The sequence below is a fragment of the Streptomyces sp. NPDC020742 genome, assembly GCF_040641675.1.
In the GTDB taxonomy this organism is placed as follows: Bacteria; Actinomycetota; Actinomycetes; order Streptomycetales; family Streptomycetaceae; genus Streptomyces.
The window spans coordinates 14,576-34,496 of sequence record NZ_JBFAEA010000007.1; the positions used below are offsets into that span (position 1 = coordinate 14,576).

The following is a 19,921-nucleotide window of genomic DNA, read 5'->3' on the forward strand; positions in this document are numbered from 1 at the left end:
TGGTTGACGCCCGCCGCACAGCGTGCGCACACCGCCGAGGGGCGGCACCCGGACCGGGTGCCGCCCCTCGGGCGTTGCGGGTGGTGCCGCGTTACTTGCGCATGACCTCCGGCTCGTGGCGGCGCAGCAGCCGCGCGACGGCGAAACCCATCGCGACGCCCAGGGTGATCAGGATGATCATGTCCATCACATAGACGCCGGTCTGGTGCTTCCAGAGGGGGTCGGGGTGGCCCGGCTCCCACGGCAGCAGGGTGTTCATATCGGCGGTCGCGCCCAGCGCGGCCATGGCCCAGCGCGACGGCATCAGCCAGGCCACCTGGGCCACGCCGATGGTGTCGAAGAGCTGGAAGAGCACACCGGTGAAGACCACCTGGACGATGGCGAACATCACCAGCAGCGGCATGGTCTTCTCCGCCGTCTTCACCAGCGAGGAGATGACCAGGCCGAACATCATCGAGGTGAAGCCCAGCGCGATGATCGCCAGCGTCATCTCGATGGACGGGTGCGTGGGGAAGATCAGGCCCTCGGCGGGCATCTTCCGGGTCCAGAAGCCGATCACCGCGATGATCGCGCCCTGGAAGGCGGTGACCACACCGAGCACGATCACCTTGGACATCAGGTACGCCGACCGCGACAGGCCGGTGGCCCGTTCGCGCTCGTAGATGACCCGTTCCTTGATCAGCTCACGGACGGAGTTGGCCGCGCCGGAGAAGCACATCCCGACCGCGAGGATCAGCGAGATGGTGCTGGCGTCGCGGTTGGTGCGGGCCTTCGCCAGCGGTCCGTACGCCAGGCCGTAGTCGCTGGGGATCAGCATCGAGACCACGCCGAGCACCGCCGGCAGGATCAGCATCAGGCCGAGGAAGCCACGGTCGGAGGCGAGCACCGAGACATAGCGGCGCATCAGCGTCCACAGCTGCGAGCCCCAGCTCTGGGACTTCTGTATCCGGGCCGGCGGCGGCTGGACGTCGACCGACTGCGGGGCCACCGCGTCGATGTCCGCCGCGTACATCTGGTAGTGCGGGGAGCCGCGCCAGCGGCCCATCCAGTCGTAGTCCCGGTAGTTCTCGAAGGCCGAGAAGACGTCCGCCCAGGTGTCGTACTGGAAGAAGTTCAGCGCCTCCTCGGGCGGCCCGAAGTAGGCCACCCCACCGCCCGGGGCCATCACCAGCAGCTTGTCGCACAGGCCGAGTTCGGCCACGGAATGGGTGACGACCAGGACGGTGCGGCCGTCGTCGGCGAGGCCGCGCAGCAGCTGCATCACATCGCGGTCCATGCCCGGGTCCAGGCCGGAGGTCGGCTCGTCCAGGAAGATCAGCGACGGCTTGGTCAGCAGCTCCAGGGCCACCGAGACACGCTTGCGCTGGCCGCCGGAGAGCGAGGTGACCTTCTTGTCCTTGTGGACGTGCAGCTTGAGCTCGTGCAGCACCTCGTTGATCCGGGCCTCGCGCTCGGTCTCCGCGGTGTCGCCGGGGAAGCGGAGCTTGGCCGCGTACTTAAGCGCCTTCTGGACGGTCAGTTCCTTGTGCAGGATGTCGTCCTGCGGGACCAGGCCGATGCGCTGCCGCAGCTCGGCGAACTGCTTGTAGAGGTTCCGGTTGTCGTAGAGGACATCGCCCTGGTCGGCGGGGCGGTAGCCGGTCAGCGCCTTGAGCAGCGTCGACTTGCCGGAGCCGGACGGGCCGATGACGGCGATCAGCGACTTCTCCGGGACGCCGAAGGAGACGTCCTTGAGGATCTGCTTGCCGCCGTCGACGGTGACCGTGAGGTGGCGGGCCGAGAAGGAGACCTCGCCGGTGTCGACGAACTCCTCCAGGCGGTCGCCGACCAGCCGGAAGGTCGAGTGGCCGACGCCGATGATGTCGTTCGGGCCGATCACCTTCGTGCCGGACTTGGTGACCGGCTGGCCGTTGACGTAGGTGCCGTTGTGGCTGCCCAGGTCGCGGATCTCGAAGCGGCCGTCGGGGGTGGCACGGAACTCGGCGTGGTGGCGGGAGACCTGGAGGTCGGAGACGACCAGTTCGTTCTCCAGCGCACGGCCGATGCGCATCACCCGGCCCATGTCCAGGCGGTGGAAGGTGGTCGGGCTGCGGTCCCCGTTCGGCTGCGGCGCGGACTGCTGCTGGGGCGGCGGGGCGGCCTGCTGGGGCGGGACGTACGGCTGCTGCTGACCCTGCGGCGGCGCCTGCCAGCCCTGCTGGCCGGGCGGCTGGTGGGCCGGAGGCTGCTGCGCGGGCGGCGCCTGCCAGCCCTGCGCGGCCTGCCCGGCCTGCGCCTGCGGCGCCGCAGCGGGCTGAGCGCTGAAGGCGTCGGCGGCCGGCGCGGCGGCGGAGAGGGTGATCCGGGGGCCGTCGGTGGCGTTCCCCAGGTGCACGGCCGAGCCCGGGCCGATCTCCATCTGGTGGATCCGCTGACCCTGGACGTACGTGCCGTTGGTGCTGCCCTGGTCTTCGATGAGCCAGCCTCGGCCGGCCCATCGCACGGTGGCGTGGCGCCAGGAGACCCTGGCGTCGTCGAGCACCATGTCGCCCTGCGGATCACGCCCCACGTTGTAGGACCGGGACGGATCGAGCGTCCAGGTCCTTCCGTTCAATTCGAGTACGAGTTCAGGCACTCCATGCCCCATTACATAGTCCCCCGAGTGACGCCCTGTACGGGAAGTCCAGGGATGGTGAACATCGTGAGGAACTATTTCAGGCTCGGCCCGTGGACCGGAAACCGGGACGGGACCGGGGTGCAGCGGGGTTCCGCGGTGCCCGTCAAACGCGCCCGGAGCACGGGAAGAGCCCATGGATGGGCAGGGATCACCGGATTAGGGGTGTACCGGGCACCCCGGTGTCCGGGCGGGCTCGGCGGGGGCGCGCCCGGACGCCGTGCGCACCCTTGCCGGAGGCCGCATGATGGGAGGTAGCCGACATAGCACCGGCCGGAAGCGCGGTCCGTCGCGGTCTTCCGCACGGGCGGTCCGCCGTCGGCCGTCGCCTGCCGAACGCATCGGCCCGGCACGGGGGTTGGCGCCCGGGCGGGCCGGAGTGGGTCCGCGGCCGGGGCTGGCCGGGGACACGAGTCGATAACGATCGGCGGGCGCCCGGAGCCGGGAGGCGGCGGGGTGCGGGTGCGTCGGACCGGGCCCGGCCCCGGTCCGAACCCCGGACACCCGTACGGACGCGGCGGCCCGGCGGATACCGTAAGGGCACCATGAGCGCATCGCAGACCCCGACTGCCACCGCCGTACCGGGCGATGACGTACCCACCCTTCTCGTGAAGATCTTCGGGAAGGACCGGCCCGGCATCACCGCAGGCCTCTTCGACACCCTCGCCGCCTACTCCGTCGATGTCGTGGACATCGAGCAGGTGGTGACCCGGGGGCGCATCTCACTGTGCGCGCTGGTCACCACACCCGCCTCCGGCCAGGGCACCACCGGTTCCTCCGAGGGCGACCTGCGGGCCACCGTGCACAGCTGGGCCGAGTCGCTGCACCTCCAGGCGGAGATCATCTCCGGCCACGGCGACAACCGCCCGCGCGGCACCGGACGTTCGCACGTCACCGTGCTCGGACACCCGCTCACCGCGGAGTCCACGGCCGCCATCGCCTCGGCCATAACGGCCACTGGCGGCAACATCGACCGGATCTTCCGGCTCGCCAAGTATCCGGTGACGGCCGTCGAGTTCGCGGTCTCCGGTGCGGCCACCGAGGCGCTGCGCACCGCGCTGGCGCTGGAGGCCGCCCAGCTCGGGGTCGACGTCGCCGTGGTGGCGGCCGGGCTGCAGCGCCGGGCGCAGCGGCTGGTGGTGATGGACGTCGACTCCACGCTGATCCAGGACGAGGTCATCGAGCTGTTCGCGGCGCACGCCGGCTGTGAGGCCGAGGTCGCCGAGGTGACCACCGCGGCGATGCGCGGGGAGCTGGACTTCGAGCAGTCGCTGCACGCCCGGGTCGAGCTGCTCGGCGGGCTGGACGCGTCGGTGGTCGAGGCCGTGCGCAAGGAGGTGCGGCTCACCCCCGGCGCCCGGACCCTGGTGCGGACCCTCAAGCGGCTCGGCTATCAAGTCGGCGTGGTGTCCGGCGGATTCACTCAGGTCACCGATGCGCTCAAGGAGGAGCTGGGGCTGGACTTCGCCTCCGCCAACACCCTGGAGATCGTCGACGGCAAGCTCACCGGGCGGGTCACCGGCGACATCGTGGACCGCGCCGGGAAGGCCCGGCTGCTGCGGGAGTTCGCGGAGCAGGCCGGGGTGCCGCTGGACCAGACGGTGGCGATCGGCGACGGCGCCAACGACCTGGACATGCTCAACACCGCCGGGCTGGGCGTGGCGTTCAACGCCAAGCCGGTGGTGCGGGAGGCGGCGCACACCGCGGTGAACGTGCCGTTCCTGGACACCGTGCTGTACCTGCTGGGCATCACCCGTGAAGAGGTCGAGGCGGCGGACACCCACGCCGGCTGAGGACCGCCCGGCGCACGGACCGGAGCGGCCGGGAACCGGCGCGTACGGACCACAGAATCCCAAGGGCAAGGGCCCCGGCGGTGTGCCGGGGCCCTTGTCGTGGTGCGTGCGGAGCGGCCGGGATCCTGACGGCCGGCGAACGGGGCGAGCCGGTCAGCCCTGCGGGGTCCAGTAGGCGACCAGCCGGCCGACGCCGTGTTCGACCGACTTCCAGGAGCCGTTGAAGGAGACCACGGCCAGCGCGGCGGTCGGGAAGCCGCTGCGGTTCATCCGCGGCAGCAGATCGCCGTCGGCCTCCCCGGACAGGGCGTCCGCCAGGGCGTGCACGCCCGGGTTGTGCCCGACCAGCATCAGGTCGGTGACCTCGTCGGAGGTCTCGTTCAGCAGCGCGATCAGCTCGCCGAGGGAGGCTTCGTAGATCCGCTCCTCGTAGACGGTCTTGGGACGCTGGGGAAGTTCGTGGACGGCGAGCTTCCAGGTCTCCCGGGTGCGTACGGAGGTCGAGCACAGGGTCAGATCGGGGGTGATCCCCGAGCCGGCCAGCCAGCGGCCGGCGACGGGGGCATCCTTGCGGCCGCGCTCGGCGAGCGGACGCTCATGGTCGCTGGACTCCGACCATTCGGCCTTGGCGTGTCGGAGGAGGACAATCCGGCGGGGTGTATCGACGCTCATGCGTCCCAGCTTCGCACGAAAGACGGCGCGGGGCGCGGGGTGTTGAAGCGCTCCTTCCGCACGGTGAGGGTGTGCGGCGGGCGCCTCTCAGCTGCCGGGACGCACGATCCTCAGGAGGATCTCCAGCAGGGGCGCCAGGCTCTGCGGAACGCTCGGGGCGCTGGCCCGTGAGGGGCTCGCTGCCAGCATCAGCACCAGCAGGGCCGTGAAGGAGACCACCGGCAGAGCCAGCGCCCACCACGGCAGGCGGGCCCGCAGCCCGCTTCCCGGCAGGCGGCTGGCCGGGCCGGCGGGAGACCGGCGGAACGCGGCGGGCATGGAGATCGCCTCCGTGGCGGGATCGAAGGGCGCGCGCCGCGGGCGGCGGTGCGCCACCGCGGTGCGCGGTGTCCTCCGAAGCTACGGCCCGGGGGCGGCCCGTTCCCTCCGGGAAGCCCCCCACCCGTCCCTGATCCGCATCCCCTAGGGGACGCGCCCGGGACGTCCCGCCCACGGACTCAGGGCGCCGCGATACTGGCCACGATCGCGACGACGACGGTCACACCGAGCATGAGGCCCAGCACGAGGAGCAGCTTCTTCTGGCTGCCCTGCGGATTCGGTTCGAGCACTGGCATGCGCCCAGTGTCCCATTCACCTGTCGTCCTCGATGCGGCGGTCCCGCCCGGCCAGCACCCCCACCGCGATCTGCGGCACCATCAGCCCCGCCATCAGGGCGAGCGGCTGCCCCCAGCCGCCGCTGTGCTGGTAGAGCGCGCCGACCAGCAGCGGCCCGGGGATGGAGATCAGGTAGCCGACGCACTGCACGAAGGCCGAGAGCTTGACGACCCCGGCGGAGCTGGTGGACCGCATCCCGATCATGGTCAGGGCGAGCGGGAAGGCGCAGTTGGCGATGCCCATCAGCAGCGCCCAGGCCCAGGCGCCTGCGCCCGGTGCCACCATCAGCCCGGCGTAGCCGGCCAGGCCGCAGAGGCCGAGCAGCGCCGCGAGCGGGCCCTGGTGCCGCATCCGGGACGCCAGCCGCGGCAGCACGAAGGACAGCGGCACGCCCATCGCCATGGTCACGGCGAGCAGCACGCCCGCGGTGCCGGCGGAGACCCCGGCGTCGCGGAAGATCTGCGGCATCCAGCCCATGGTGATGTACGCGGCGGTGGCCTGCAGGCCGAAGAAGACGGCCAGCGCCCAGGCGGTGGGCGAGGCGGTGATCCGCAGCGGCGGCCCGTCGGACTGCGCGGCCGGGTCGTGGGCCGCGCCGGAGGCCGCCCCGGGCCGGCGCACCACGGCGAGCCAGGGCAGCACGGCGACCGCGGCCAGCGCCGCCCACACGGCCAGGCCGGTGCGCCAACTGCCGCCCAGCGCCTGGGTCATCGGGACGGTGACGGCCGCGGCGAGCGAGGTGCCCAGGGCCAGCGCCATCGAGTAGAGGCCGGTCATCGGGCCCACCCGGTCGGGGAACCAGCTCTTGATCACGACCGGCATCAGCACATTGCTGACCGCGATGCCGGCCAGGGCGAGCGCGCTGGCGGCGAGGAACCCGGCGGTGCCGCCGGCGTACGGGCGCACGGCCACGCCCACGGCGATGGCGGCCATGCCGGTGCAGACGACCGCGCCGGGCCCCCAGCGCCTGGCCAGCCGGGGCGCGGCGACACCGAAGAGGGCGAAGCACAGCGGCGGCACGGAGGTCAGCAGCCCGGCCAGGGTGCCGCTCATGCCCAGGCCGGTCCGGACCTCCGCCAGCAGGGCGCCGAGGCTGGTGATGGCGGGGCGGAGGTTGAGCGCCGCCAGGACCAGACCGGCCATCACGATCCCCGGCAGCCAGCGGGCGAGCCGGCCGCCGTCCGGGGCCGGGGTCCGTTCGGCCTGCCCACGGTCGTCGGCCGCCGGCGCGCCGGAGGTCGTACGGGGCCCGGTCGCCGGGCCGAGGGTCGCGAGGTCTTCTTCTGCCATGGGGCTCATCATAGAATCATGGGATGAATGGTTGTCCAGCCGATATCGGTAGCCTCTGGGGTCCCGGGCGGTGCCAGGGGCCGGAAGGACCCGCCGGACGCCGCACCGCCCTCCGTCCGCCCCCGCACCCCGGAGCGCAGCCATGCCTCTGACCTCGCCCCGCCGGTCCGCACTGGCCGACCAGGTGATCGCGCAGCTGCGCGCCCAGATCACCTCCGGCGAGTGGCCGGTGGGCTCCCGGATCCCGACCGAACCGGAGCTGGTCGAGCAGCTCGGGGTGGCCCGCAACACCGTCCGGGAGGCGGTCCGCGCCCTGGCGCACAACGGGCTGCTGGACATCCGGCAGGGCTCGGGCACGTACGTGGTGGCGACCAGCGAGCTGGCCGGGGTGATGAACCGCCGGTTCGCCTCCGCCGCCCCGGGGCACGTCGCCGAGCTGCGCAGCGCCCTGGAGGCGACCGCGGCCCGGCTCGCCGCGCAGCGCCGCACCGGCCAGGACCTGCGGCAGCTCGACACCCTGCTGGCCCGCCGGGAGGCCGCCTGGGAATCCGGGGCGGCCGAGCCCTTCGTGGAAGCGGACGCGACCCTGCACATGGCGATCGTGGCGGCCTCGCACAACGAGGTGCTGGCCGAGATCTACGCCGACCTCGGCGGGGTGCTGCGCGACTTCCTGCGGGCCGATGTCGGCGAGGAGCTGCGGCCCGAGGCGCACATGGACCACTCCCGCCTGGTGGAGGCGATCCGCGCGGGCGACGGGGAGCTGGCCGCCGCCGAGGCGAGCGCCCACCCGTTCGGCTGCCGGCCGGGGCTCGCCGAGCACCGCTGAGCACCGGCGTCGGCGGTCCCTGTGCGTCCGCGCGCGAGCCCGGAACAATGGACACCAGCGCAGGTCAGGCGCGACGGTTCCCGCGCTTCCGCGGACGAGCCGCCGATGCCGGGGGCGTCCCCGCGTACGCGTACTGCCCGCCCCGGCGGACCGGGACGGGCAGTACGAGAGGCTCGGGGCGTCAGGCGCCCATCATGTGCACGCCGCCGTCGACGTGCACGATCTCACCGGTCGTGCGCGGGAAGAAGTCGGACAGCATGCCGACCACACCGCGGCCGGCCGGCTCCGGGTCGGCCAGGTCCCAGCCGATCGGGGCGCGGTGGTTCCACACGTCCGCCAGCTCCTCGAAGCCGGGGATGGACTTGGCGGCCATGGACTTGATCGGGCCGGCCGACACCAGGTTGCAGCGGATGCCCTTGGGGCCCAGGTCGCGCGCCAGGTAGCGGTTGGTGCCCTCCAGCGCCGCCTTGGCCACGCCCATCCAGTCGTACTTGGGCCAGGCGATCTGCGCGTCGAAGGTGAGGCCGACGAGCGCGCCGCCGTGCTCCATCAGCGGCAGGCAGGACATCGCCAGCGCCTTGTAGGAGTACGCCGAGACCTGCACCGCGGTGCTGACGTCCTCCCAGCTGGCCTCCAGGAAGTTGAAGGCGCCCTGCGGGCCGAAGGCGATGGAGTGCACGATGCCGTCGAGGCGGGCGTCCTCGCCCTGGTGCTCGCGGATCTTGTCGGCCAGGCCGTCCAGGTGCTCCTGGTTGGTGACGTCCAGCTCGATGACCGGGGCTTCCTTGGGGAGCCGCTTGGCGATCCGCTCGACGAGGGAGAGCCGGCCGAAGCCGGTGAGGATGACCTCGGCGCCCTCGTTCTGGGCGACCTTGGCCGCCTGGAACGCGATCGACGACTCCGTCAGGACACCCGTGACCAGGATGCGCTTGCCTGCAAGGATTCCACTCATGCTGATCAGTGACCCATGCCCAATCCGCCGTCGACGGGAATGACGGCTCCGGTGATGTACGCGGCCTCGTCGGAGGCCAGGAAGCGCACCGAGGAAGCGATCTCCTCGGGCTGCGCGTACCGCGCCAGCGGCACCTGCTTGACGATGGTGTCCCGCTGCTCGTCGCTGAGCACACGGGTCATGTCGGTGTCGACAAAGCCCGGCGCGACGACGTTCACGGTGATGTTACGGCTGCCCAGCTCACGGGCGAGCGAGCGCGCGAAGCCCACCAGGCCGGCCTTGGAGGCGGCGTAGTTCGCCTGACCGGCGGCGCCCATCAGGCCCACCACCGACGAGATCAGCACGATGCGGCCCTTGCGGGCCCGCAGCATCGCCCGGTTGGCGCGCTTGACCACCCGGAAGGTGCCGGTGAGGTTGGTCTCCAGGACCGAGGTGAAGTCCTCCTCGGACATCCGCATCAGCAGCTGGTCGCGGGTGACGCCGGCGTTGGCCACCAGCACCTCGACCGGACCCTGCTTCTCCTCGATCTCCTTGTACGCCTGCTCGACCTGCTCGCTGTCCGTGATGTCGCACTTCACGGCCAAAAATCCCGCGGGTGGTTCGCCCGAGCGGTAGGTGATGGCGACCTTGTCGCCAGCCTCGGCGAAGGCACGGGCGATGGCGAGGCCAATGCCGCGATTACCTCCGGTGACCAGAACCGAGCGGCTCAAGAGATCACCCTTTCCGTTTCTGTCCGTCCTGCGTTCGATACGAAACTATCGGTCACGGACGCCGTACGGGGAATCGAGCACGGACAGGCGCGCGCCCCCGTCACTGTCGGGTCTCCACAGAACGTGGCCGACGCGCCGTGCCGCGCACCGGCCGGCTCTGGGCCGCGGCGGCGCCACAGGGCATGATGCAGGCGCCGACTACGGGAGGACGCCTTGGCCGCTGCACCCCATGCCCTTGACGAGACGTTCCAGGCGCTGCCGCTGCACGCGCTGGCCGATGCCGCGCTGGCCCGGGCCCGCGCGCTGGGCGCCGCGCACGCGGACTTCCGCCTGGAGCGGATCCGCAACGCCTCCTGGCGGCTCCGGGACGCCCGGACCGCCGGCACCTCGGACACCACCGACCTCGGCTACGCGGTCCGGGTGGTGCACGGCGGGGCCTGGGGCTTCGCGTCTGGGGTGGACCTGACCCTGGACGCCGCGGCGCGGGTGGCCTCCCAGGCGGTGGCGATGGCGAAGCTGTCGGCGCAGGTCGTCCGGGCCGCGGGGGACGTTGCCGCGGCGTCCGGCGCCTCCGGGCGGGTGGAGCTGGCCGAGGAGCCGTCGTACCCCGGCCGCAGCTGGGTCTCCTCGTACGAGATCAACCCGTTCGACGTACCGGACGCCGACAAGACCGCTCTGCTGGCGGAGTGGAGCGCCCGGCTGCTGGGCGCCCCCGGGGTGGCCCATGCGGACGCCGCGTTGCTGACCGTCCAGGAGAACAAGTTCTATGCGGACACCGCGGGCACCAGCACCACCCAGCAGCGCATCCGGCTGCATCCACAGCTGACCGCGGTCGCGGTGGACCCCGCCAGCGGCGACTTCGACTCGATGCGCACCCTGGCGCCGCCGGCCGGGCGCGGCTGGGAGTACCTGACCGGGGACCACTGGGACTGGGACGACGAGCTGGCCCGCATCCCGGAGCACCTCGCCGAGAAGATGCGCGCACCGGGCGTGCGGCCCGGCCGCTACGACCTGGTGGTGGATCCCTCCAATCTGTGGCTGACCATCCACGAGTCGATCGGGCACGCCACCGAGCTGGACCGGGCCCTGGGGTACGAGGCGGCCTACGCGGGCACCTCGTTCGCCACCTTCGACCAGCTGGGGAAGCTGAGGTACGGCTCGGAGCTGATGAACGTGACCGGCGACCGGACCGCCGAGCACGGGCTCGCCACGATCGGCTACGACGACGAGGGGGTGGCCGCCCAGTCCTGGGACCTGATCAAGGACGGAACCCTGGTCGGCTACCAACTCGACCGCAGAATGGCCCGGTTGACGGGCTTCGCCCGCTCCAACGGATGCGCCTTCGCGGACTCGCCGGCCCATGTGCCGGTCCAGCGGATGGCCAACGTCTCCCTACAGCCGGCGCCGGACGGGCCGTCCACCGAGGAGCTGATCTCGGGGGTGGAGCGGGGCATCTACGTCGTCGGCGACCGCTCCTGGTCGATCGACATGCAGCGGTACAACTTCCAGTTCACCGGACAGCGCTTCTTCGGGATCGAGAACGGGCGGCTGGCCGGGCAGCTGCGCGATGTGGCCTACCAGGCGACCACCACCGACTTCTGGGGCTCGATGGAAGCGGTGGGAGGACCGGGGACGTACGTCCTGGGAGGCGCCTTCAACTGCGGAAAGGCCCAGCCCGGACAGGTTGCCGCGGTGTCCCACGGCTGCCCCTCGGCGCTGTTCCGGAACGTGAACATCCTGAACACTTCGGCCGAGTCGGGCCGGGACTGAGCCGGAGCCCTGAGCGCTGAGCCCGGAGCCCGGAGCCCGGAGCCCTGTGGGAGGGGCACAACGCCCGGAATTCGCCCGGCAATTCATATGACTTCACCACGCACGCTCGGCCATACGCGGGAATCCACCAGTCCGGTATGGCCCGGCGTTCACCGCCATGGCTCTAATGGTCCCGACCGATTGTGGGGTGCCCATCCTCTGTCGGGGAGTCGTGACAGCGATCTTTTGAAGGTCGTCGTCGCACAGCATGGGCACTCCGGCAGGTGAACTCGCGAGCTGCACCGTGGGGTGCAGTCGCTGTGGGCAGCCCCACCCAAGCTCTCTTCGAAGGGGCTGCTCCATGGCAGTAATCATCACTCCCACGCCCGTTGGGGCGTGTCAGGCCTTCACCGTCACCGTTACCGGTGCCCCCCTTGCAGCCACTCAGGCGGTCTTCACCTATGACGGCCAGCCCCCCGTGACGGTGCCCCTCACCGCCGGCTCCGCCAGCGTCACGCTCACCGCCACGGGCTCCGGTGCCCAGACCGTCTCCGTGGTGTACCTCGACGCCACCAGCACCGTCGTGGGTGCGGAGAACGGCACCGTGACCGTCACCCCGGCGCCGGCGGGAACCCTGTCCACCACGCTGACCACCCCGGTCGGCGGGATCACAACGGCCACCACCGTCATCACCTGTGCCGGTGGCCTCACCTCCATCAACGGGACACTGACCTACACCCTGCCGGGCGGGGCCACCGTCACCGCGACCGTGACCAACGGCGTGGTGCTGCCGACCAACCTGGGCGTGGCGCTGACGCCGGGCCAGACGGTCGGTGTCAGCTTCACTCCGGCCGCCGGATCCTGCCCCGCCTGCACGCTGGCGCCGATCACCGTCACCGTGCCGCCCCTGTCCACCTGCACGGTGGCGATCCAGTCGGTGGTCGGATCGGTGATCGTCGGCCAGCCGCTCACCGTGACCGCGGTGGTGCTCTGCAACGGCCAGCCGGTCTCCGGCGCCACCGTCACCTTCACCGGCGGCGCCACCCCCGTCACCGCCACCACCAACGCCTCCGGCATCGCCACCGGAACACTGGTCTTCAACACCCCGGGAACCGCCACCGTCACCGCCACCGTCACCGCGACCGGCACCGCCTGCTCCTGCACCGGCGTCATCTCCGCACCCGTCACCATCACCGTGGCTCCGCAGCCGTCCTGCCAGGTGATGCTGCTCCCGGCAGGACCGACGGTCGTCGGCCAGCCCACCACGGTGACCGCGGTGGTGCTCTGCAACGGCCAGCCGGTCTCCGGCGCCACCGTCACCTTCACCGGCGGCGCCACCCCCGTCACCGCCACCACCAACGCCTCCGGCATCGCCACCGGGTCACTGGTCTTCAACACCCCGGGAACCGCCACCGTCACCGCCACCGTCACCGCAAGCGGCACCACCTGCTCCTGCACCGGCGTCATCTCCGCACCCCTCACCATCACGGTGAACGTGCGGACGAGGCCCACGCCGCAGGCGTCGCCCGCCTGCTGGCGGGTCAACACGCCCCTCCCGGTGCCGGACCTGTTCACGGCGACGTTGACGGCCACCCTCACGCCGGCACAGGCGGGAGTGACGGTCAGCTTCTACATCCTGGGTCAGCTGGTGGGCACCGCGGTGACCAACGCCAGTGGTGTGGCGACCCTCAACGCCGGCCTTTCGCTGCTGCAGATCAGCGCCGCCAGCTACACGGCGACCGCCACCGTCGGCGGTGTGACGGTGCAGGCGACCGGCTCCCTGGTGCCCTGCCCGCCGATGTGACCGCCCGCGCCGGGTCGGCCGGAGCGGCGTGACAGGTCCTGCTGCGCTCCCTGCGCACAGGTCCGGTCCACGGTGCAGCGTGACCGCCTTCCGGTGAACGACCGGCCGCTCAAGGGCCGTCCCCCGTCGTAGCAGGACGGGGGGGCGGCCCGGCCCCAGCTTAACGGTGAGCCGGCCCGGCACCGGCCGCCCGCAGAGCCCGCGCCCCGTGTCGGACCCAGCCGGTGAACGGATGGTTTCCATGAGCTTCTCCGTGTTCCTGCTCGCCCTCGGTGCCACGTGTCGCCTCACCCGCTTCATCACCAAGGACACCCTGGCGGCGGGCTTCCGATCATGGATCGGCGCTCACTTCGGCGACGACTCCCGAGCCGCCTATCTGGTGAGCTGCGGATGGTGCACGAGCACCTGGGTCGCCGCCGCCACGGCCGCGTACGCCTCCTGCTGGGGAGGCTCCCCGTGGTTCCAGGCACCGGCGACCGCTCTGACGCTCTCCTACCTGGCCGGAGTCGCCTCACGGTGGCTGGACTGACCCGCGCCTTCGCGCCTGCCCGTGGCGCGGCGCCTCCCGGGGCCGGGCGCCAGGGAGCCGCGGCGCCCCGGGTGCTTCCGGCCACCGTCCGGTACTGCCGCACCGCTATGTGAAAGGACCGCAGCCATGCCCTGCAATTGCGGCGGGGGAACCCCGCAGACCATCGTCGGCTACCAGCTGAACCTGCCCGACGGCACGATCCGTCGCTACGTCACCTATCAGGAAGCCGAGGCCGCGAACCGACGGGCCGGAGGCACCGGCACGATCACTCTCGTCACGCAGTGACGCCCGTCCCGTAGTCAGGTCCCCTCGCCCCGCGGCCCCGGGCGCCCACGGCGCGGGACGGCCGACGGGCCCGGCACCGCTTCCGTCACGGCCCTGTTCGTGCGCCCCGGCGTGTCACGAACGGGGCCTCGTCATGCCCGTGCGGAGCCGCGCCGGCCGGAGGACGTGGGGGCGAGCGTGGCGGCTTCGTACCGGCGCCGGCACGCAGGCCGCTCGATAAGCTCTCCCCAGGTCGACACCACGTCATCAGCAGACCCCGCACAGTCCGGTTCCGGACGGTATGAAGAGGGATTGAGGGTAGACCATGAAGAGCCGCCTGACCGGCACACCTGCGCCTCACCGGGGCAGGCCCTCCGTTCCCGCTCCGCACACGACGCGGGAGGCCGGACGATGAGCGCCCGCAGGTCCCGTACCACCGCACCGCACGAGATCGTCGAACGGGCCCTGGAACTCTCGCGCGCGGACGGCTGCGTGGTCATCGCCGATGAGCACTCCAGCGCCAATCTGCGCTGGGCGGGCAGCGCGCTGACCACCAACGGCGTCACCCGGGGCCGGTCCCTGACCGTCGTGGCGACCGTCGACGGCGCCCAGGGCACCGCCTCCGGGGTGGTCTCGCGCTCGGCGGTGACCGCGGAGGACCTGGAGCCGCTGGTGCGGGCCGCGGAGGCGGCGGCGCGGGACGCCGGGCCCGCCGAGGACGCCCAGCCACTGGTCGGCGGTCAGAAGGTGACCGCCGACTTCACCGACGCGCCCGCCGAGACCTCCTCGGACGTCTTCGCGGCGTTCGCACCGGCCCTCGGCGAGTCCTTCCGGCAGGCCCGCGCCGGCGGCCGGGAGCTGTACGGCTTCGCCCACCACGGTGTGGTCTCGTCGTATCTGGGCACCTCGGCCGGGCTGCGGCTGCGGCACGACCAGCCCACCGGGACCCTGGAGCTGAACGCCAAGGCCCCGGGCTCCGGGAGCGTCCCCCGCTCGGCCTGGGCCGGCCGGGCCACCCGCGACTTCACCGACGTCGACCCCCGGGAGCTGGACGCCGAGCTGGGCCGCCGGCTGGGCTGGGCCGAGCGGCGGGTCGAGCTGCCCGCCGGGCGGTACGAGACGCTGCTGCCGCCCAGCGCCGTCGCCGATCTGCTGATCTACCAGCTGTGGTCGTCCGGGGCGCGGGACGCCGCCGAGGGCCGTACCGTCTTCTCCCGGCCGGCCGACGGTGACGAGGAGGCGGCGGAGCACCCCGGGGCGGGCACCCGGGTGGGCGAGCGGCTCACCGGGCTGCCGCTGACGCTGCGCAGCGACCCCGGGGCGGCCGGTCTGGAGTGCGTGCCGTTCGTGCTGGCGCACTCCTCCGGGGACGACGCGTCCGTCTTCGACAACGGGCTGCCGCTGACCGCCACCGACTGGGTGCGCGAGGGCGTGCTCAGCCGGCTGATCACCACCCGGCACAGCGCCGCGCTGACCGGCCTGCCGGTGGCGCCAGGGATCGACAACCTCCTTCTGGAGGGCGGCGGTTCGGCCTCGCTGGAGGAGATGGTGGCGGGGGCCGGGTACGACGGTCCGGCGCTGCTGCTGACCTGCCTGTGGTACATCCGCGAGGTGGACCCGGCGACGCTGCTGCTGACCGGGCTGACCCGGGACGGCGTCTATCTCGTCGAGCGCGGCGAGGTGGTCGGGGAGGTCAACAACTTCCGGTTCAACGAGTCGCCGGTGGACCTGTTGTCGCGGGCGGTGGAGGCGGGTCGTACCGAGCGGACCCTGCCGCGGGAGTGGAGCGACTACTTCACCCGGGCAGCGATGCCGGCGCTGCGGATCCCGGACTTCAACATGAGCTCGGTGAGCCGCGGGGTGTGAGCGGGGCTCCGGCCGGGCGGTAGGAGGTGCGTCCGGCCGGCCCGGGCGTCCGGGCGGCGGGCCGACCCGGCTCCCGGCGCCCTGTGACGGGCCCGACAGCGCGGGGCGGCCCGCCCGGCCTAATAGACTGTTCGCTTGTCCTCCCGTTTCGGGAACCACGATCGATCAGGAACGCCATGACACGCCTCGGCGAATCCGTCGCCCGCGCCCGCACCCTGCTCTCCGCCGACCTCTCCTCGGACGCCACGGTCCAGGAGCTGCTCAAGGAGACCGGCGCGCGGCGCTATCTCGACCTGACGGACCTGCCCGCCAAGGAGCAGGCCGAGCTGATCGCGGCCCGTACGGTCGAGGTGCTCCCGGGAGTGGAAGCCCTGGCCGAGCGGATCGAGGAGCGCCGGGCGGCCGGCGAGGGGCTGCACATCAAGCTGGGCATCGACCCGACGGCGACCGATGTGCACCTGGGACATGCGGTGCCGCTGATCGTGCTGAGCCGGTTCCAGCGGCTGGGCCATGACGTCACGCTGATCATCGGCGACTTCACCGCCAAGATCGGCGACCCGTCGGGCCGGACCGCCGAGCGCCCGCCGCTGACCGACGAGGACATCGCCCACAACCTCGCCACCTACCGCGAACAGGTCCGCCCCTTCTTCGACTTCGAGAAGGTCAGCTTCCGCCAGAACAGCGAGTGGCTGGCGCCGTACACCTTCCCCGAGCTGCTGTCGCTGCTCGCCCAGGTGCCGGCCTCGCAGCTGCTGCAGCGCGAGGACTTCCGCAACCGGCTCGCGGCCGGTTCGGGCCTGACGATGACCGAGCTGCTCTACCCCATCGCGCAGGGCCTGGACTCGGTGGCGCTCGCCTGCGACGTGGAGTTGGGCGGCTCCGACCAGCTGCTCAATCTGCAGATGGGTCGCAAGCTGATGGAGCTGCGCGGGCAGCGGCCGCAGCTGGTGGTGACCATGCCGCTGATCGAGGGCACCGACGGCACCGGCGCCAAGATGTCGAAGTCCAAGGGCAATTACGTCGGCCTGGGCGCGCCGTCCGACGATGTCTTCGGCAAGATCATGTCGGTGCCGGACCGGCTGATGGAGCCGTACCTCAAGGCCTGGACGGAGTGGACGGACGAGGAGATCGCGCTCGTCCTGGGCCGGGTCGCGGAGCGCTCGCTGCACCCGATGGACCTCAAGAAGATCCTCGCCGGTGAGGTCGTGGCGGCGCTGTACGGCCTGGAGTCGGCGATGGCCGCCCGCGCCGGCTTCATCGCGCAGTTCTCCAAGAAGTCCTTCGCCGATGTGGAGTCGCTGCCGGCCGTCGAGGTCGCCGAGCACGGCGCGGAGACGGTGGCGGCGGTGCTGACGAAGGTGCTGGAGTTCACGCCCAGCGTGTCGGCCGCGCGGCGGCTGGCCAAGCAGAACGCGCTGCGGCTGGTCGTGGAGGGCGCCGACGGCCAGCAGACCGTGGTGCTGGCGGAGGCCGACGCGATCCGACCGCTGGCCGAGGTCCTGGCCGAGAAGCTGGCGGACGCCACCGGGGAGACGTACCTCAAGGCCGGGCGGAAGCTCGCCCAGCTCCAGGGCCGCTGAGACGAACGGACGGCGGCCGGTGCACCTGTGGGGCGCACCGGCCGCCGCTCTTCGTTCCGCTCCCTGATCCGACCTGATCCGAAGGGCACGGCTCAGGTCATCTCTTTCTTACGGCCGCGCATGGCGACCCAGAGACGGTCGCCGACGGCCACGACGACGACCGCGCCGGCCAGCTGCAGCAGATGCCGGATCCAGTCGATGCCGCCGGTCTCGGCGACCCCGAGGCCGGTGGCCGCCCAGTTGCCGAGGACGCTGCCCAGCATGCCGAAGATCACGGTCAGCCAGAGCGGGATCTGCTGCTTACCCGGAATGATGGCCTTCGCGATCAGGCCCAGCACCAGGCCCACGATGATGGCCCACAACCACGACATGTCGCCTCCTCTTGCGGCGCGGGGCACGTGAGGTCGCACGTGCGGGTCGCCCCGTCAGTGTCGCTCCGCATCGGCTACGGCGCACGCCGGAGACGGTGGTACGCCGGGCGGCCCGGCAGACCCGGACGTACCGGGGCAGGCCCCGGTCTCGAAGGCGGCGCAGGCGCGGCGTACCGTGGGAAGCGACCGGAAACCGGGGAGAATCCGGCATGACTGAGCAGGTGGTGGAACGTGATGCGGAAGCAGAGCGGCGGCCAGGCCTTCCGGATCACCGGGGCCCGTCAGGGGCTGTCCGAGGACGTGCGCGGGCGGCAGCGACGGTATGTGATCTCGATGGCGGTGCGCACGGTCTCCGTGTTGCTGACCGTGGTGCTGTGGAACGTCGAGCGCCCCGTTGCCATTGCGACGCTGGTGCTGGGGATGGCACTGCCGTACATTGCGGTGGTGATCGCCAACGCGGGCCGGGAGAACGTCCCTTCACTCCCGAAGACCTTCATCGAGGGGCCGTCCAGGCCGATGCTGACGCCGGGCGACGAGGATGCGCCTGCGGAATCCGATCCGGAACGCCCCGCGGCGGAGCCCTCCGCGCCCCGGCCCGACGCTCGCTGATCACCGTTCGGTCTGCAAAGCTCAAGAAAAGCTCAGATCAATCATGGAGTTCCGGTGCACTACGCACCGTCCCCCGTGACATACTGCGTACGCGCTCCGCATCCCCCGTCGGAGCGACGGACCGACGCCGGGCGGCTCCCCCCGTGGCTGCCCGGCGTCGTCATGTCCAGACGTGGTGGCCAGCCCGGGTGCCGGGGTCGCAGGACGTAGGGTTGAGGCCGTGAACTCCCCTGATCTTCCTGGCTCCACGGGCGGCGAGAGCGCCGTCATCTGTTCCGCCAAGGGCTGCCGTGCCGCCGCCGTCTGGGTGCTGGCCTGGAACAACCCCAAGCTGCACACGCCGGACCGGCGCAAGACCTGGCTGGCGTGCGAGGAGCACCGGGAGCACCTGTCGCAGTTCCTGGGCGTCCGGGGCTTCCTCAAGGACGTGGTGACGCTCCAGGAGTGGGAGGCCTCGGCCGCCGGAAACTGAGCCGGCGCGGCTCAGCCTCCGATCGAGGACATCGGCCGCTCGGGCTGGAGGAAGGACGGGTCGTCGAGGCCGGAGCCCGCCTTCTTGCCCCACATCGCGCGCTTCCACAGCTGCGCTATCTCCTCGTCGGACGCCTCGGAGCGCAGCGCCGTCCGCAGATCGGTCTCCTCGGTGGCGAACAGGCAGGTGCGGACCTGGCCGTCGGCGGTCAGGCGGGTGCGGTCGCAGGCCCGGCAGAACGGGCGGGTGACCGAGGCGATCACGCCGACGCGGTGCGGACCGCCGTCGACGAGCCAGCGCTCGGCGGGCGCCGAGCCCCGCTCGTCCTGCCCCTCGGGGGTGAGCGCGAAGCGGGTGCGCAGCGAGGCCAGGATGTCACCGGCGGTGATCATGCCGTCGCGCTTCCAGCCGTGCTGGGCGTCGAGCGGCATCTGCTCGATGAAGCGGAGCTCGTAGCCGTGGGCGATCGCCCAGGCGAGCAGGTCGGGGGCCTCGTCGTCGTTGAGTCCTGGCATCAGGACGGTGTTGACCTTGACCGGGGTCAGGCCGGCCGCGTGGGCGGCCGCCAGTCCGCGGAGCACATCGTCGTGCCGCTTGCGGCGGGTCAGGGCCTGGAAGACGTCGGGACGGAGGGTGTCGAGGGAGACATTGACCCGGTCGAGTCCGGCGTCGCGCAGGGCGGCGGCGGTGCGTTCCAGGCCGATGCCGTTGGTGGTGAGCGACATCCGGGGGCGGGGGGTGAGCGCGGCGACCCGCTCGACGATGCCTACCAGGCCGGGGCGGAGCAGCGGCTCGCCGCCGGTGAAGCGGACCTCGTCGATCCCCAGGTCGCGTACGGCGATCCCGATCAGCCGGACGATCTCGTCGTCGGTGAGCAGATCGGGCTTGCCCAGCCACTGCAGCCCCTCTTCCGGCATGCAGTACGTGCAGCGCAGATTGCACCGGTCGGTGACTGAAACACGCAGGTCGGTGGCCACCCGACCATAGGTGTCGATGAGCACTGGGCCCCCTCCCCAAGAGTGATGGCTCGATACCGCCGCCCTGTTGTCGGACGGGTACGTTTTCGAGCCTACGCGATCGGGGTGACAGTGAGCAGGGGTGAGAAGCACGAGGTGGGTGGGGTGGGG

19 protein-coding genes are annotated in these 19,921 nt (G+C 71.8%); 10 read left to right on the plus strand and 9 right to left on the minus strand.

Features of this window, described 5'->3' with window-relative positions:
* Nucleotides 1-91: 91 nt before the first annotated feature.
* A complete protein-coding gene (locus tag AB0G84_RS14940) occupies nt 92-2,626 on the minus strand; it encodes an FHA domain-containing protein (protein WP_361320029.1) in 2,535 nt (844 codons plus the stop codon).
* A gap of 572 nt (nt 2,627-3,198) precedes the next feature.
* On the opposite strand from AB0G84_RS14940, the gene serB reads away from it, so the two are divergent.
* The gene (gene serB, locus AB0G84_RS14945; protein WP_361320032.1) at nt 3,199-4,446 is read left to right on the plus strand and encodes a phosphoserine phosphatase SerB; all 1,248 of its coding nucleotides are present in this window, start codon (nt 3,199-3,201) and stop codon (nt 4,444-4,446) included.
* 153 nt (nt 4,447-4,599) lie between these two features.
* On the opposite strand, the gene AB0G84_RS14950 is transcribed toward serB, so the two are convergent.
* The 4 genes from AB0G84_RS14950 to AB0G84_RS14965 all read right to left on the minus strand — a co-directional run bounded on the left by AB0G84_RS14950 (nt 4,600) and on the right by AB0G84_RS14965 (nt 7,062).
* Nucleotides 4,600-5,118, minus strand: coding sequence for a histidine phosphatase family protein (locus AB0G84_RS14950; RefSeq protein ID WP_361320035.1), 519 nt, complete (start codon nt 5,116-5,118; stop codon nt 4,600-4,602).
* An 87-nt stretch (nt 5,119-5,205) separates the two neighbouring features.
* The gene (locus AB0G84_RS14955) at nt 5,206-5,436 is read right to left on the minus strand and encodes a hypothetical protein (protein WP_361320038.1); all 231 of its coding nucleotides are present in this window, start codon (nt 5,434-5,436) and stop codon (nt 5,206-5,208) included.
* A gap of 179 nt (nt 5,437-5,615) precedes the next feature.
* Nucleotides 5,616-5,732: an SGM_5486 family transporter-associated protein gene (locus AB0G84_RS14960; protein ID WP_258017738.1), complete on the minus strand. Its 117-nt coding sequence runs from the start codon at nt 5,730-5,732 to the stop codon at nt 5,616-5,618.
* Between the two features lie 16 nt (nt 5,733-5,748).
* Complete coding sequence (locus AB0G84_RS14965; protein ID WP_361320041.1) at nt 5,749-7,062, minus strand: MFS transporter; 1,314 nt, start codon at nt 7,060-7,062, stop codon at nt 5,749-5,751.
* A 142-nt stretch (nt 7,063-7,204) separates the two neighbouring features.
* On the opposite strand from AB0G84_RS14965, the gene AB0G84_RS14970 reads away from it, so the two are divergent.
* Nucleotides 7,205-7,888 (plus strand): FadR/GntR family transcriptional regulator, encoded by a 684-nt coding sequence (locus AB0G84_RS14970; protein WP_361320044.1) that lies wholly within the window; start codon nt 7,205-7,207, stop codon nt 7,886-7,888.
* A gap of 181 nt (nt 7,889-8,069) precedes the next feature.
* Here AB0G84_RS14970 and fabI read toward each other — a convergent pair whose 3' ends face one another.
* Nucleotides 8,070-8,840 carry an enoyl-ACP reductase FabI gene (gene fabI, locus AB0G84_RS14975; RefSeq protein WP_361320047.1) on the minus strand — a complete coding sequence of 257 codons (771 nt, stop codon included), beginning with the start codon at nt 8,838-8,840 and terminating at the stop codon, nt 8,070-8,072.
* A 5-nt stretch (nt 8,841-8,845) separates the two neighbouring features.
* Nucleotides 8,846-9,550, minus strand: a complete 705-nt coding sequence (gene fabG, locus AB0G84_RS14980; RefSeq protein WP_361320050.1) for a 3-oxoacyl-[acyl-carrier-protein] reductase — start codon at nt 9,548-9,550, stop codon at nt 8,846-8,848.
* A 213-nt stretch (nt 9,551-9,763) separates the two neighbouring features.
* Between fabG and AB0G84_RS14985 the strand changes: the two genes are divergently transcribed.
* From AB0G84_RS14985 to tyrS, 6 genes are all read left to right on the plus strand, one after another.
* Nucleotides 9,764-11,320, plus strand: a complete 1,557-nt coding sequence (locus AB0G84_RS14985) for a TldD/PmbA family protein (protein WP_361320053.1) — start codon at nt 9,764-9,766, stop codon at nt 11,318-11,320.
* A 340-nt stretch (nt 11,321-11,660) separates the two neighbouring features.
* On the plus strand, nt 11,661-13,103 hold the full coding sequence (locus AB0G84_RS14990; RefSeq protein WP_361320056.1) for a hypothetical protein: 1,443 nt from the start codon (nt 11,661-11,663) through the stop codon (nt 13,101-13,103).
* 241 nt (nt 13,104-13,344) lie between these two features.
* Complete coding sequence (locus AB0G84_RS14995; protein ID WP_361320059.1) at nt 13,345-13,632, plus strand: hypothetical protein; 288 nt, start codon at nt 13,345-13,347, stop codon at nt 13,630-13,632.
* Between the two features lie 126 nt (nt 13,633-13,758).
* The gene (locus AB0G84_RS15000; RefSeq protein ID WP_361320062.1) at nt 13,759-13,917 is read left to right on the plus strand and encodes a hypothetical protein; all 159 of its coding nucleotides are present in this window, start codon (nt 13,759-13,761) and stop codon (nt 13,915-13,917) included.
* A 390-nt stretch (nt 13,918-14,307) separates the two neighbouring features.
* On the plus strand, nt 14,308-15,762 hold the full coding sequence (locus AB0G84_RS15005) for a metallopeptidase TldD-related protein (protein WP_361320065.1): 1,455 nt from the start codon (nt 14,308-14,310) through the stop codon (nt 15,760-15,762).
* A gap of 176 nt (nt 15,763-15,938) precedes the next feature.
* Nucleotides 15,939-17,342, plus strand: a complete 1,404-nt coding sequence (tyrS, locus tag AB0G84_RS15010) for a tyrosine--tRNA ligase (RefSeq protein ID WP_361320068.1) — start codon at nt 15,939-15,941, stop codon at nt 17,340-17,342.
* Nucleotides 17,343-17,434: 92 nt separating this feature from the next.
* Here the strand turns inward: tyrS and AB0G84_RS15015 are convergent, their stop codons facing one another.
* Complete coding sequence (locus AB0G84_RS15015; protein WP_361320071.1) at nt 17,435-17,713, minus strand: GlsB/YeaQ/YmgE family stress response membrane protein; 279 nt, start codon at nt 17,711-17,713, stop codon at nt 17,435-17,437.
* Between the two features lie 234 nt (nt 17,714-17,947).
* Here AB0G84_RS15015 and AB0G84_RS15020 point away from each other — a divergent pair, with 234 nt between their 5' ends.
* Together AB0G84_RS15020 and AB0G84_RS15025 are read left to right on the plus strand one after the other, a co-directional pair.
* A complete protein-coding gene (locus AB0G84_RS15020) occupies nt 17,948-18,322 on the plus strand; it encodes a DUF3099 domain-containing protein (protein ID WP_361320074.1) in 375 nt (124 codons plus the stop codon).
* Between the two features lie 220 nt (nt 18,323-18,542).
* Complete coding sequence (locus AB0G84_RS15025) at nt 18,543-18,794, plus strand: hypothetical protein (RefSeq protein WP_361320077.1); 252 nt, start codon at nt 18,543-18,545, stop codon at nt 18,792-18,794.
* Nucleotides 18,795-18,805: 11 nt separating this feature from the next.
* On the opposite strand, the gene moaA is transcribed toward AB0G84_RS15025, so the two are convergent.
* Nucleotides 18,806-19,795 (minus strand): GTP 3',8-cyclase MoaA, encoded by a 990-nt coding sequence (gene moaA, locus AB0G84_RS15030; RefSeq protein WP_361320080.1) that lies wholly within the window; start codon nt 19,793-19,795, stop codon nt 18,806-18,808.
* Nucleotides 19,796-19,921 lie beyond the last annotated feature (126 nt).

What these genes read in the sequence shown, in the direction of transcription:
- AB0G84_RS14990 (WP_361320056.1), top strand. Translation starts at nt 11,661, where the DNA reads ATGGCAGTAATCATCACTCCCACGCCCGTTGGGGCGTGTCAGGCCTTC.
- AB0G84_RS15005 (WP_361320065.1), top strand. Translation starts at nt 14,308, where the DNA reads ATGAGCGCCCGCAGGTCCCGTACCACCGCACCGCACGAGATCGTCGAA.
- AB0G84_RS14960 (WP_258017738.1), bottom strand. Translation starts at nt 5,732, where the DNA reads ATGCCAGTGCTCGAACCGAATCCGCAGGGCAGCCAGAAGAAGCTGCTC.
- fabI (WP_361320047.1), bottom strand. Translation starts at nt 8,840, where the DNA reads ATGAGTGGAATCCTTGCAGGCAAGCGCATCCTGGTCACGGGTGTCCTG.
- AB0G84_RS14955 (WP_361320038.1), bottom strand. Translation starts at nt 5,436, where the DNA reads ATGCCCGCCGCGTTCCGCCGGTCTCCCGCCGGCCCGGCCAGCCGCCTG.
- AB0G84_RS14970 (WP_361320044.1), top strand. Translation starts at nt 7,205, where the DNA reads ATGCCTCTGACCTCGCCCCGCCGGTCCGCACTGGCCGACCAGGTGATC.
- serB (WP_361320032.1), top strand. Translation starts at nt 3,199, where the DNA reads ATGAGCGCATCGCAGACCCCGACTGCCACCGCCGTACCGGGCGATGAC.
- tyrS (WP_361320068.1), top strand. Translation starts at nt 15,939, where the DNA reads ATGACACGCCTCGGCGAATCCGTCGCCCGCGCCCGCACCCTGCTCTCC.
- AB0G84_RS15000 (WP_361320062.1), top strand. Translation starts at nt 13,759, where the DNA reads ATGCCCTGCAATTGCGGCGGGGGAACCCCGCAGACCATCGTCGGCTAC.
- AB0G84_RS15015 (WP_361320071.1), bottom strand. Translation starts at nt 17,713, where the DNA reads ATGTCGTGGTTGTGGGCCATCATCGTGGGCCTGGTGCTGGGCCTGATC.
- AB0G84_RS14965 (WP_361320041.1), bottom strand. Translation starts at nt 7,062, where the DNA reads ATGGCAGAAGAAGACCTCGCGACCCTCGGCCCGGCGACCGGGCCCCGT.
- AB0G84_RS15020 (WP_361320074.1), top strand. Translation starts at nt 17,948, where the DNA reads ATGCGGAAGCAGAGCGGCGGCCAGGCCTTCCGGATCACCGGGGCCCGT.
- AB0G84_RS14950 (WP_361320035.1), bottom strand. Translation starts at nt 5,118, where the DNA reads ATGAGCGTCGATACACCCCGCCGGATTGTCCTCCTCCGACACGCCAAG.
- AB0G84_RS14940 (WP_361320029.1), bottom strand. Translation starts at nt 2,626, where the DNA reads ATGGGGCATGGAGTGCCTGAACTCGTACTCGAATTGAACGGAAGGACC.
- AB0G84_RS14995 (WP_361320059.1), top strand. Translation starts at nt 13,345, where the DNA reads ATGAGCTTCTCCGTGTTCCTGCTCGCCCTCGGTGCCACGTGTCGCCTC.